The sequence below is a fragment of the Neisseria sp. P0009.S007 genome, from assembly GCF_051962515.1.
In genome coordinates this window covers 1-11299 of the sequence record NZ_JBQCVF010000069.1, presented here as the reverse complement: position 1 = coordinate 11299, position 11299 = coordinate 1, and the positions used below count along the sequence as shown (strand labels likewise).

Annotated in this window: 13 protein-coding genes; 9 read left to right on the top strand and 4 right to left on the bottom strand. The window is 50.0% G+C overall.

Annotation, left to right across the window (positions count from 1 at the left end; translation table 11 throughout):
* From ACTHS3_RS07670 to ACTHS3_RS07645, 6 genes are all read left to right on the top strand, one after another.
* Positions 1-450: YqgE/AlgH family protein (locus ACTHS3_RS07670; RefSeq protein WP_440367586.1), on the top strand; the 450-nt coding region annotated here is incomplete at its 5' end.
* Complete coding sequence (gene ruvX, locus ACTHS3_RS07665; protein ID WP_003680463.1) at positions 443-898, top strand: Holliday junction resolvase RuvX; 456 nt, start codon at positions 443-445, stop codon at positions 896-898. The genes ACTHS3_RS07670 and ruvX, both read left to right, overlap by 8 nt.
* A 163-nt stretch (positions 899-1061) precedes the next feature.
* Entirely contained in the window at positions 1062-1484 is a 423-nt protein-coding gene (locus ACTHS3_RS07660; RefSeq protein ID WP_003747321.1) for a YidB family protein, read from the top strand.
* A 149-nt stretch (positions 1485-1633) separates the two neighbouring features.
* Entirely contained in the window at positions 1634-2182 is a 549-nt protein-coding gene (locus ACTHS3_RS07655) for a carboxymuconolactone decarboxylase family protein (RefSeq protein ID WP_003685141.1), read from the top strand.
* 125 nt (positions 2183-2307) lie between these two features.
* Positions 2308-3399 carry an acyl-CoA dehydrogenase family protein gene (locus ACTHS3_RS07650; protein ID WP_440367583.1) on the top strand — a complete coding sequence of 364 codons (1092 nt, stop codon included), beginning with the start codon at positions 2308-2310 and terminating at the stop codon, positions 3397-3399.
* A gap of 84 nt (positions 3400-3483) precedes the next feature.
* Complete coding sequence (locus tag ACTHS3_RS07645; protein WP_003680460.1) at positions 3484-3654, top strand: rubredoxin; 171 nt, start codon at positions 3484-3486, stop codon at positions 3652-3654.
* A gap of 47 nt (positions 3655-3701) precedes the next feature.
* On the opposite strand, the gene dapC is transcribed toward ACTHS3_RS07645, so the two are convergent.
* From dapC to ACTHS3_RS07625, 4 genes are all read right to left on the bottom strand, one after another.
* Positions 3702-4892, bottom strand: coding sequence for a succinyldiaminopimelate transaminase (gene dapC / locus ACTHS3_RS07640; protein ID WP_440367581.1), 1191 nt, complete (start codon positions 4890-4892; stop codon positions 3702-3704).
* A gap of 122 nt (positions 4893-5014) precedes the next feature.
* A complete protein-coding gene (locus tag ACTHS3_RS07635) occupies positions 5015-6187 on the bottom strand; it encodes an NAD(P)H-dependent flavin oxidoreductase (protein WP_137040981.1) in 1173 nt (390 codons plus the stop codon).
* A gap of 338 nt (positions 6188-6525) precedes the next feature.
* Complete coding sequence (locus tag ACTHS3_RS07630) at positions 6526-7206, bottom strand: OmpA family protein (RefSeq protein ID WP_004520099.1); 681 nt, start codon at positions 7204-7206, stop codon at positions 6526-6528.
* Between the two features lie 217 nt (positions 7207-7423).
* Positions 7424-8299, bottom strand: coding sequence for a YoaK family protein (locus tag ACTHS3_RS07625; RefSeq protein WP_440367580.1), 876 nt, complete (start codon positions 8297-8299; stop codon positions 7424-7426).
* A gap of 161 nt (positions 8300-8460) precedes the next feature.
* Between ACTHS3_RS07625 and ACTHS3_RS07620 the strand changes: the two genes are divergently transcribed.
* The 3 genes from ACTHS3_RS07620 to ACTHS3_RS07610 all read left to right on the top strand — a co-directional run.
* Complete coding sequence (locus ACTHS3_RS07620; RefSeq protein ID WP_049351446.1) at positions 8461-8850, top strand: hypothetical protein; 390 nt, start codon at positions 8461-8463, stop codon at positions 8848-8850.
* Positions 8851-8972: 122 nt separating this feature from the next.
* A complete protein-coding gene (gene ribF, locus ACTHS3_RS07615; RefSeq protein ID WP_063075392.1) occupies positions 8973-9899 on the top strand; it encodes a bifunctional riboflavin kinase/FAD synthetase in 927 nt (308 codons plus the stop codon).
* 138 nt (positions 9900-10037) lie between these two features.
* A partial coding sequence (locus tag ACTHS3_RS07610; protein WP_440367578.1) for a class I tRNA ligase family protein occupies positions 10038-11299 on the top strand: 1262 nt, incomplete at its 3' end.

Sequence of the window (11299 nt, the reverse complement as noted above, 5' to 3'; positions counted from 1 at the left end):
GCGCTGGGCATCATCATCAACAAGCCTTCGCCGATTACCATGGACATGATTTTCGCCGCCGCCGACCGCAATATCCCATTGCGCCTGCAACATGAAAACGTGATGATGGGCGGGCCGGTTCAAATTGAGCGCGGCTATGTCGTGCATACGCCGATCGGCCGCTGGCAAAACAGTATGGTGGTAACAGATAACGTCGCGCTGACTTCTTCGCGCGATGTGATTGAAAACTTGTCTAAAGAAGGTGCGGTTGATAAGGCTTTGATCAGCATTGGTTATTCCAAATGGGGCAAAGGGCAGTTAGAGCGAGAGCTGGCAGAAAATGTTTGGCTGACCGTCCCTGCGGACGAGCATATTCTTTTTGATGTCCCTTACGAACTCCGTTATGCCGCCGCTTTTGAAAAATTGGGCGTCAATCCGAACGCCTTGGTTTCAGGAGTCGGCCATGCCTGATGCACCAAAAGGCACGGTTTTGGCCTTTGACTTCGGCGAGGCGCGTATCGGCGTGGCGCAGGGGGATGCCGAGTTGGGCATGACCCATCCGCTGGCGACGGTAACCGGCAACAGCAATGATGAGAAATTTGAGGCCATTGCCAAGCTGGTCAAAGAATGGCAACCCAAGTATTTTGTGGTTGGACTGCCGACGCATACCGACGGCACGGAGCATGAGCTGACCCGTTTGAGCCGCAAGTTTGGCCGCCGTTTGCACGGACGTTTTAATTTGCCGGTTTATTGGGTGGACGAAAGGATGTCTTCCCTATACGCGGAAAGCCTGCTTGCAGAAGCACAAGTATTTGGCCGAAAACAAAAATCCGTACTTGACCAAGTAGCGGCGCAGGCGATTTTGCAAGGGTTTTTCGAAGGTGGCGCGGCAGAGTATTTCAATGGCCGCGAAGAATAGCATTATTCATTATAAAGGCCGTCTGAAACTTGGTTTCAGACGGCCTTTGTTTTGTTACGGCTTTGGGATAAAAGAAGTTTAGTTTGGTTAAGCCTGATTTTTTCAGCGCAAATTTTGCTACACTCCGTTTTCTTTTTTTAGACACAAATACAAGGAAAAAGTCATGGCACTCATGGACAATCTTTTGAATGCAGCTACTCAAATGTTGGGTGGCAACAGCGAAAACGGCGCACAAGGTTCTCTGACCGATATGGCGATGGATTTGGTGAAACAGCAAGGCGGCGTGGGCAACCTGATCAACCAACTGCAACAAGGCGGTTTGGGCGATGCCCTGAGCAGCTGGGTTTCCAACCAATCCAGCAATCTGCCTGTGTCCGGCAGCGACCTGCAAAATGCGTTGGGCAGCGATACGGTAAACCAAATCGCGCAAAAATTTGGCGTAGATGCCGGTCAAGCAGGCGATTTGTTGGCAAAAGTATTGCCTGACTTGGTCGATAAAGCCACGCCTAACGGCACGGCTCAAGATGCGGATGGCTTCGGCTTGGACGATATCGCTTCTATGCTGCTGAAAAACTTTATAAAATAATGAGTTGAATCGTTATGATAAGGCCGTCTGAATCCGTTCAGACGGCCTTATAACTTTTGGTTTACGGTAAATAACCAATTAATCTTTTTCTAACAAAAACGAATGGCTTATCATGTCCACTTCGTTTTATTACAAAAAAGGTCATAAAGATGTCACGTTTAACCATACACACAGTTGAAACCGCTCCTGAAGCTGCTAAACCACGCATTGAAGCCGTATTGAAAAACAACGGTTTTATTCCTAACCTGATCGGCGTTTTGGCCAATGCGCCTGAAGCTTTGGCGTTTTATCAAGAAGTTGGCAAGCTGAATGCGGCCAACAGCCTGACTGACGGCGAAGTTGAAGTTGTCCAAATCATTGCTGCCCGTACCAACGAATGCGGTTTCTGCGTTGCTGGCCACACCAAACTGGCTACCCTGAAAAAACTGCTGTCCGAACAATCCATCAAAGCCGCACGCGCATTAGCTGCAGGCGAGTTTGACGATGCCAAACTGGGTGCTTTGGCGACATTCACCCAAGCCGTTATGGCGAAAAAAGGCGCGGTATCCGACGACGAGCTGAAAGCTTTCTTTGATGCAGGCTACAACCAACAGCAAGCTGTTGAAGTCGTTATGGGCGTTGCTTTGGCAACCTTGTGCAACTACGTCAATAACCTTGCCAAAACTGAAATCAATCCTGAATTGCAGGCATTTGCCTAATCTCATCAAAGGCCGTCTGAAAATTCAGACGGCCTTTTAGTAAAAAGCAAGGGATATCCTTGTTGCCAAGAATAATTCATGAGTGGAACCATCTACGCTTTAAACCTTATTCAGAGGAAAAAATCATGACACGCGAAGCTTTACTGAACAATGTTGCCGCACTCGTTAAAAGCAAGCTGAAACCATTGGTGGACGACATCGACCGCAAAGGCCTGTATCCGAAAGAATTTATGCTGGAATTGGGCAAAATCGGCGGTTTTGCCGCGACCGGTACGGTTGAAGAAGGCGGTAACGGTTTGGGTTTGGCAACGCAAATCGCCGTATTGCGCGAAATCGGTAAAGAATGCGGCGCCACTTCGTTCAGCGCATGGTGTCAGGTGGCTTGCGCGTGGTATCTGCACCAATCGCCTAATCAAGCGGTTAAAGACAAATACTTCGCCGATATTCTGCAGGGTAAAGTCTTAGCCGGTACGGGCATGTCCAATACCGTCAAACACCTTGCCGGCATTGAAAAACACAACCTGCAAGCAGAGCGCGTTGAAGGCGGCTACAAAGTCAACGGCGCTTTGCCTTGGGTATCCAATATCGGCGAAGACCATATTTGGGCGAATACCGCCCAAGTCGGCGACAGCTATGTGATGTTTATCACCGGCGGCCAATGGGAAGGCGTTACCCTGCAAGATTGCCCTGAGTTTTGCGGTTTGGAAGGCACGCGCACTTACAGCCTGAATTTTAAAGACGTGTTTATTCCCGATGAAGATGTGATTGCTACGCCTGAGCAGTTCCAGTCTTATATTCCGACCATTAAAGCCGGTTTCATCTTGCTGCAAATAGGTATCGGCGCCGGTGTGATTGACGGTGCGCTCGGTATTATCCGCATGGCCAATGTAGTGAACGCGGAAGTGAACTCATACCTCGACCACAGTTATGATGATTTGAAAGCCGCGTTGGACGGCGCATGGGCGGAAACCGAACGCCTTGCCGATAATGCGTGGAACAACAAACCTGATACGCTGGCAACCTTAAAACTGCGTGAAGCCGCTGCTGTGTTGGCACTGAACGCCACTCAATCTGCCGCATTGCATGCCGGCGCGAAAGGTTATCTGATGCGCAGTCCGGCGCAACGCCGCGTCCGCGAGGCCATGTTTGTCGCCATCGTAACACCGGCCATCAAACACCTGCGTAAAGAAATCGCCACTTTGGAAGCAGCGAAATAAATTCAAAATATCAACAATAAAACACACGAAAGGCCGTCTGAAAATACGGTTTCAGACGGCCTTTAAAAATAGAAGGAACACAAAATGGCTCAATATATGTGCGGCCCTTGCGGCTGGATTTACGACGAAGACCTCGGCGACCCTGAGCACGGCCTGCCTGCCGGAACCAAGTTTGAGGATATTCCCGACGACTGGAAATGCCCTGAGTGCGGCGTAGGCAAAGAAGATTTTTATCTGTTGGATTTCGTGATATAACTTGGTTTATTTAAAAAGGCCGTCTGAAATTTCAGACGGCCTTTGTTTTATCGGCGGTATAAAGCAACCATGGTTTCAGCCGCTTTAACGCAGCTTTCCACATCAGCAACCAAAGCGATGCGGACGTAGCCTTCGCCCGGATTGCCTTGTTCGGTATCGCGGGCGAGGAAGCGGCCGGGCAACACTTGAATAGCGGCTTTCTGCCACAGGTTGCGCGTAAATGCCAAGTCGTCGCCATCGGGAACTTTCAGCCAAATGTAGAACGACGCGTCAGGCAGTTTGACATCGAATGCCTGTTGCAAAATAGGGATGACGCGGTCGAATTTTTCTTGGTAGAGACGGCGGTTGTCAATGACGTGTTCTTCATCGTTCCAAGCGGCAATGCTGGCGCGTTGGACGGGAATACTCATCGCGCTGCCGTGGTAGGTGCGGTAGAGCAGGAAGTTTTTGAGTAACTCGGCATCGCCTGCGACAAACCCTGAACGCAAACCGGGGACATTGGAGCGTTTAGACAGGCTGGTAAACATAATAATGTTGCGTGTGCCGCGTCCTAATTGCGCTGCAGCCTGCAGGCCGCCGATTGGTTTGTTGTTGTCAAAATAGATTTCGGAATAGCATTCGTCAGAGGCAATAACGAAGCCGTATTTGTCTTGCAAATCAAAGATTTCTTTCCAGTCTTCTAATTGCAGGACGCTACCGCTCGGGTTGTTGGGCGAGCAGACAATCAGAACTTTGGTGCGCTGCCATACGTCTTCGGGCAGGCTGCTCCAATCGGGGTTGAAGCTGGGTGCAGGACAGTTGGCAAAATGGATTTCGCCGCCGCCCAAAATAGTCGCGCCTTCGTAAATTTGATAGAAAGGATTAGGGCTGATAACGACCGGTTTGGGGCCGTCTGAAGCCGGATTTAAAACGGTTTGGATAAAAGAGAACAAAGCTTCCCGGCTGCCCAATACCGGTAGGATTTCATTGTCGGGATTGAGGCTCAAACCATCATAACGGCGGGCAACCCATTCGGCGCAGGCTTGGCGCAGTTCGGGCAGGCCTGCGGTCAGCGGATATTTTTCCAGTTCGTGCAGGGAGGCGGTCAGCGCATCTGTAATGACTTTGGGCGTCGGATGTTTCGGCTCGCCAATTTGCAGATGAATAGGCGTCATGCCTGTGGGTGCATCAATACCTTGCATGGCTTCACGCAGGCGGGCGAAAGGATAGGGTTTGAGATGGTTCAATAATGGGTTCATGATGTTTCAGCCGGATAAATTCAGGCAACAATCTTAGCATTTTTTAGATGGATTGGGACAAAAAGGCCGTCTGAAAACAGGGTTTAAATGTTTTTCAGACGGCCTTTTGAGTGTTGATGCGTTTATTTGGCAGGGACGGCGGGCAGGGAACCGTTCAAGAGATAATGAATGGTTTCTTGAACCGTACGGATGGCGTTGCCAAACGGCAGTGGGTCTTTACCGCGGAAAAATAGGCCTTTATCGACTTCGCCGCGGAATGCGGCGGAAAGTTGGATGTCGATACAGAATTGGCCGGCTTTGGCCAAACCGTCGCGCAAGCCGCAGCTGGTCAGACAGTTCAGGCCTTGGGTGCAACGGCGCGGATCGTTTTTGGCATTGGCTTGCAATTTGGCTTCGCGTTTGATGTAGCTGTCGAGGAATTTGGTGCGCACGCCACGAGCAGGCAAACCGGCAACAGACATGAATTCAACCACTTGTTCGGTTTCCGCACCGGTCAGCGTTTTCTTGAAGTTGATGTGGGCATCGCCTTCTTCAGTTACGGCAAACGCAGTACCAATTTGGACGGCGGACGCGCCCCAGTTTTTCAAGGCTGTTTTGACTTTTTCAAAGTTTGCCATGCCGCCGGCGAGTATCAACGGGATTTTTTCGCTTTCCAAACCCAAGTTTTTGAATACTTCAAACGTTTCTTCAATAACGCGTTTGAACTCGAATTTAGCATCGTTCACGCCGTCAACGGTTGCCGCACCCAAGTGGCCGGCTGCGTGGGCAGGGTGTTCGATAACGATGGCATCGGGCAAGATGCCTTTTTTCATCCAACGTTTCAAAACGATATTGATACCGCGTGACTCAGACAAAATAGGGAAAAGGGCGACATCTTTGTGGTAGCCCTCTGCCATTTCCGGCAGATCTAAAGGCAAACCTGCGCCCATCACAATCGCGTCTGCACCGGATTCGCAGGCCTGACGAACGTAGGCGGCATGGTCTTTGACGGCTTTCATGACGTTGACGGCGATCATGCCTTTGCCTTCTGAATCGGCTTTGGCTTTTTTGATTTCACGGTCAAGCGCGATGCAGTTGAGGCGGGTGTATTTTTCTTCGCTGGAATCGATTTTTGATTCGGCCAGCAAATCTTCGTGCAAGTGGCGCAAATCGACACTGGCGATGGTACCTACGCCGTTTTCGCGCGCAACCGCGCTGGAGAGTTTTGATGCGGAAACGCCTACACCCATACCGCCTTGTACGACGGGAATCAGTGATTTGCCACGGATAATCAATGGGTCAAAGTTGTTTTGCATGGATGCTCCTTCATAGATTTTGGATGGTGCCGTCTGAAATCCTATGAAATGGATTGGATAACGGGCTGATGTGTATATAAATAAGTGTGTTTTTCGCTGCCGTTTTCAGACGGCATGAGGCGTGTTTTTAAAATTTTAGGAATTATACTCTAAGTTAGTGTAAAAATTAGAGTATTAATACAGTTTTTTAAAGGAAAAATTGAAAAGTCTTGTTAATAAAAGAATAAATTTTATGACAGGTTTGGTTGCGGAGAAGAAATTGCAAACAAAATCTACAAAGAAAAAGGCCGTCTGAAAATTCAGACGGCCTTAAGTATGGGAATCGGACAGATGTCGGATTACATTTGTTTTTTAGCGGCATCAATGGCGCGTTGGTCAGGGTTGATCAAGATTTCAACGCGGCGGTTTTGTGCGCGGCCTTCAACAGTAGCGTTGGAAGCGATGGGTTGACGGGAGCCGTAACCGAAAGTGCTCAAACGGGTGCTGCTTACGCCACGGGATTGCAGGAAGGTAGCAACAGATTCGGCGCGGTTGCGAGACAATGGCTCGTTGATGGCGTCGTTACCGGTGTTGTCGGTGTGGCCGTTAATGGTCAAAGTCGTGTCAGGATATTGAACCAAAGTTTGCGCAGCGGCAGACAAGGCGCTTTGAGCATGGCCGCTCAGGGCAGCGCTGCCGGTAGCGAAGGTTACGTTTTCAGGCATAACCAGTTTGATTTGGTTGCCTTGACGTTCAACTTCGATGTTGGTGTTGGCCAAGCTTTGACGCAGTTTTTTCTCTTGGTAGTCCATGTAACCGCCGATACCGGCACCTACTGCACCACAAGCCAATGCGGAGTTACGTGCGCCTTTACCACCATGGGTCAGCGCACCAACGATGCCGCAAACAGCCGCACCACCCAAACCGTACATGGCGGTTTTGCTGGCGGATTGTTGGCCGGTAACAGGATCAGTTACACAGCCGGTGAGCGCCAAAGGAATCGCAGTGGCAATAACGGTCAGGGGTTTCAAGAATTTCATGTCGTATCCTCTTTTTAGATGACGGCCCGGGCCGTCTGAAAAAATGAATAAAAACCGCGTGGGTCATTACGGATTTATGATACCCAATATCCGAAACGCAAAAGAATGGGTTTAACCCGATATTACGAAAATATTTGCCAGTTAACATAATCCTGAAGCATTTCTGCATTTCTCCGACAGTTTGGTCATTTTGCCGCGAAATAACAAGCAAAGTTTTTTACAGTTTCTTCCGTTTTTTCTGCTTGCGGCGGTACCAGTTGACGAATGCCCATTTCAATCTGACCTTGACATCGTATCCCACTGAACCTGCACCCAGTATGAGCAAAACGGCGGAAACGGGCAGGGCGAAATGATGGCCGACCAAATGATAACCCCATACGCCAACCACGCCGCCCAGTAAAAACGACAGCATTAGGCCGCTTAAAAGCCACATTTTCGGTTTGTTGACGCGGACGTGAGGCAGGCGCGGATGATGTTGCTTGGAATAATAAAGTGCGCGTGAAATTTCAATGCCCAAATCGGTTGCCGTGCCGGTCATGTGGGTGGAACGGATGGCGGAACCGGACAAAAGCGTAATGACGGTATTGTGCATGCCCATGATAAAGCACAATAAAAACAATGCTAAAGACGGCATGATGAAATCCGGGCCGCCAAAATCCCATTCCATCGCGGTAATGCCGAATAAGCCGAATATCAACAGATAAACCGCTTCCAGCCACATGGAAAAACCAAAGCTGCCACGGAAACGCATTTGCTGCGTCCACAAAATGACCCAGCCCGAATGCGCGGCTCCTGCAACAAAACATAACACACTGATTGTGGCAATAATGGCCACACTCCACTCTTGAAGATACAAAACATCTGCCAACAGCGACATTGAGCCGGTAACGTGGGAGGTATAACGTGAGAATGCGAAGTAACCGCCGGCATTAATCGCTCCGGCAAGAAAGGCCATGATGTAACCCAGCCGTCTGAAACGGGCATCGGAAATATTGTGTTCGTGCAGGTACGGACGGTCCGCCTGCCAAAACGGCGGCGTGTGTTGCCTATGGTGGCGCGGTCGGTAAGAGTGGGGCCGTTTGTCGTCGTTCATTGATTTGAGGATTGGGTCGAGCGTTTATACTGGGTGTATTTTATATGCAACTGCCTGCTACCAAGAACAAATAATATAAAGTGTTCCCAAGTTGCCACACTTGCTCATTGCAAGATGAGGGCGTACATTAATAGCCATGCATGAGTATAAGGAAACATCCGATGAATCCTATCCGCCTGACCTTATTGATTGGTGCTGCCGCATTACTTGCCGCCTGTGCCACCACGCCTGAGCAAAAAGCCGCACGCGCCCAAGCGCAGAAACGCTATGAGCAGGACCTTCAAGTCAATCTTGCCGCTCAATGCGACCAAGAAACTGCCGCGCTGATCCGCCGCAAATTTGACGAAGAAGGCAAACCCGGTGCCGCAACTGCGGAACAAAAAGCCTTCCGTCTCAAATATATCGACAAAGTTTCCGATCCGATGTTCCAAGCCTGCTACAAAATGGCATGGCAAAACTATATTTCCCAAGAACAGCTGCGCGAAGCCCGCTACTATCGTTATTACGACGATTGGGGCTATCCGTTTGGCCGTTATCCTTGGTGGTGGTAAGGTATTAACAAACTTTAGGGCCGTCTGAACGCATATATTTATTGGTTTCAGACGGCCTAAGGTTTATTGAAACGGCAATAACGTTTACAATAGCCGCCTATTCAAACACAATACCACCACCCATGAACATCTGGCTTGGACAGCGACACGCGCCCAAATTTCCGCAAGGAGCCGCCGTAACCATCGGCAACTTCGACGGCGTACACCTCGGGCACAAACACATTCTACAAAAACTCAAACGAGAGGCAGACCAGCGCGGTCTGCCTGTTGTCGTTGTTGTTTTTGAGCCTCAGCCCAAAGAATTTTTTGCGCGCAAAGCCGGGAAAAAGCTGCCTTACCGCATCAGCCCGCTGCGTACCAAATTGCGCCTTTTGCGTGAAACCGGCTGTGTGGATGCCGTTTGGGTCTTGCGTTTTAACCAAGCTTTCTCCGATATGAGCGCACAAGCGTTTATCGACCAGCTTTTGCGCCAAACGCTCAATACGCGGTATCTGCTGATTGGCGACGATTTCCGTTTCGGTGCCGGCCGTGAAGGTTGTTTTGAACTCTTGGCACAACAGCCCGATATGCAAACCGAGCGCACGCCGTCCGTTATCGTTGAAGACATCCGTACCAGCAGTACCGCCGTCCGCCAAGCCCTTTCAGACGGCAAGTTGGAATACGCCAAAAAACTGTTGGGCCATGATTATGTGTTGAGCGGCAAGGTCAAGCACGGGCAAAAACTCGGCCGCACCATCAACGCACCTACCGCCAATGTTCAGCTTCCCCCGTATCATTATGCGTTAAGCGGCGTATTTGTCGTTGAGGCAGACGGCACATTCGGCACGCGCCGAGGCGTGGCCAGTTTTGGTTTTAACCCCACTGTCAGCAACAACCGCTCGCAAAAGCTGGAAGTCCATCTGTTCGATTTCAACGGCGATTTGTACGGCCAACGCATCTTCGTCCGCTTCCTGCACAAACTGCGTGACGAGAAAAAATTTGAGAGTATCGAAGCATTGAAAACCCAAATTTTGCAAGATATGGAAGATGCGAGGGTTTGGGAAGCATAGAAACGCTTCTAGAAGCTTATAAAATCAAGACAATTGGGCTACAATAAGTCCTTTGAATTTTTTCAGACGGCCTGTTCTTTTCAAAATGAGCAATCAGGTCGTCTGAAACCGAAATACCGCAACAATAGAGATCAAAAAATGACCGATTACAGTAAAACCGTAAACCTGCTCGAGAGCCCGTTTCCAATGCGCGGCAATCTTGCCAAGCGCGAGCCTGCATGGCTGAAAAGCTGGTATGAGCAAAAACGCTACCAAAAACTGCGCGAAATCGCCAAAGGCCGTCCGAAATTCATTCTGCACGACGGTCCTCCGTATGCCAACGGCGACATCCACATCGGTCATGCCGTCAACAAAATTCTTAAAGACATCATTATCCGCAGCAAAACCCAAGCCGGTTTTGACGCGCCTTATGTACCGGGTTGGGACTGCCACGGTTTGCCTATCGAAGTGATGGTAGAAAAATTGCACGGCAAAGACATGCCTAAAGCGCGCTTCCGCGAATTGTGCCGCGAATACGCCGCCGAACAGATTGCCCGTCAGAAAAAAGACTTTATCCGCTTGGGCGTGTTGGGTGACTGGGACAATCCTTACCTGACCATGGATTTCAAAACCGAAGCCGATACCGTGCGTATGCTCGGCGAAATCTACAAATCCGGCTATCTTTACCGCGGCGCAAAACCTGTTCAATTCTGCTTGGACTGCGGCTCTTCATTGGCCGAAGCCGAAGTGGAATACAAAGACAAAGTATCGCCTGCGATTGACGTTGCCTATCCGTTTAAAGACACTGCCGCGCTTGCCGCCGCATTCAGTTTGTCCGGCATCGAAGGCAAAGCGTTTGCCGTTATCTGGACAACCACGCCTTGGACTTTGCCTGCGAGCCAAGCTGTTTCAGCTGGTGCAGACGTGGTGTATCAACTGATTGATACGCCTAAAGGCAAATTGGTGTTGTCCAAAGATTTGGCAGAAGATGCGCTCAAACGTTACGGTTTTGCTTCAGACGACCTGAATGTATTGGCAGAAACAACCGGCGACAAGCTGGAAAACCTGCACATGAACCATCCGTTCCTCGAACGCGATATTCCCATGCTCAACGGCGACCATGTGACCACCGATGCCGGTACCGGTTTGGTACACACCGCCCCTGCGCATGGTCTGGAAGACTACGCTGTCTGCAATAAATACGGTATCGAGCTTTACAACCCTGTCAACGCCGAAGGCAAATACATCAGCGAAACACCTCGTGTCGCTGGTATGCGCGTTTGGGAAGCCAATCCCGTCATCCTGCAATGGCTGGAAGAAACCGGCAACCTTTTGGCAAGCAGCAAAATCGAACACAGCTACGCACACTGCTGGCGTCACAAAACGCCGTTGATTTACCGTGCGACCGGCCAATGGTTTGT

Bases quoted from the DNA above. Each gene is read 5' to 3' on its own strand.
- ACTHS3_RS07635 (WP_137040981.1), bottom strand. From the start codon at position 6,187: ATGCAAAACAACTTTGACCCATTGATTATCCGTGGCAAATCACTGATT.
- dapC (WP_440367581.1), bottom strand. From the start codon at position 4,892: ATGAACCCATTATTGAACCATCTCAAACCCTATCCTTTCGCCCGCCTG.
- ribF (WP_063075392.1), top strand. From the start codon at position 8,973: ATGAACATCTGGCTTGGACAGCGACACGCGCCCAAATTTCCGCAAGGA.
- ACTHS3_RS07660 (WP_003747321.1), top strand. From the start codon at position 1,062: ATGGCACTCATGGACAATCTTTTGAATGCAGCTACTCAAATGTTGGGT.
- ruvX (WP_003680463.1), top strand. From the start codon at position 443: ATGCCTGATGCACCAAAAGGCACGGTTTTGGCCTTTGACTTCGGCGAG.
- ACTHS3_RS07655 (WP_003685141.1), top strand. From the start codon at position 1,634: ATGTCACGTTTAACCATACACACAGTTGAAACCGCTCCTGAAGCTGCT.
- ACTHS3_RS07625 (WP_440367580.1), bottom strand. From the start codon at position 8,299: ATGAACGACGACAAACGGCCCCACTCTTACCGACCGCGCCACCATAGG.
- ACTHS3_RS07645 (WP_003680460.1), top strand. From the start codon at position 3,484: ATGGCTCAATATATGTGCGGCCCTTGCGGCTGGATTTACGACGAAGAC.
- ACTHS3_RS07620 (WP_049351446.1), top strand. From the start codon at position 8,461: ATGAATCCTATCCGCCTGACCTTATTGATTGGTGCTGCCGCATTACTT.
- ACTHS3_RS07650 (WP_440367583.1), top strand. From the start codon at position 2,308: ATGACACGCGAAGCTTTACTGAACAATGTTGCCGCACTCGTTAAAAGC.
- ACTHS3_RS07630 (WP_004520099.1), bottom strand. From the start codon at position 7,206: ATGAAATTCTTGAAACCCCTGACCGTTATTGCCACTGCGATTCCTTTG.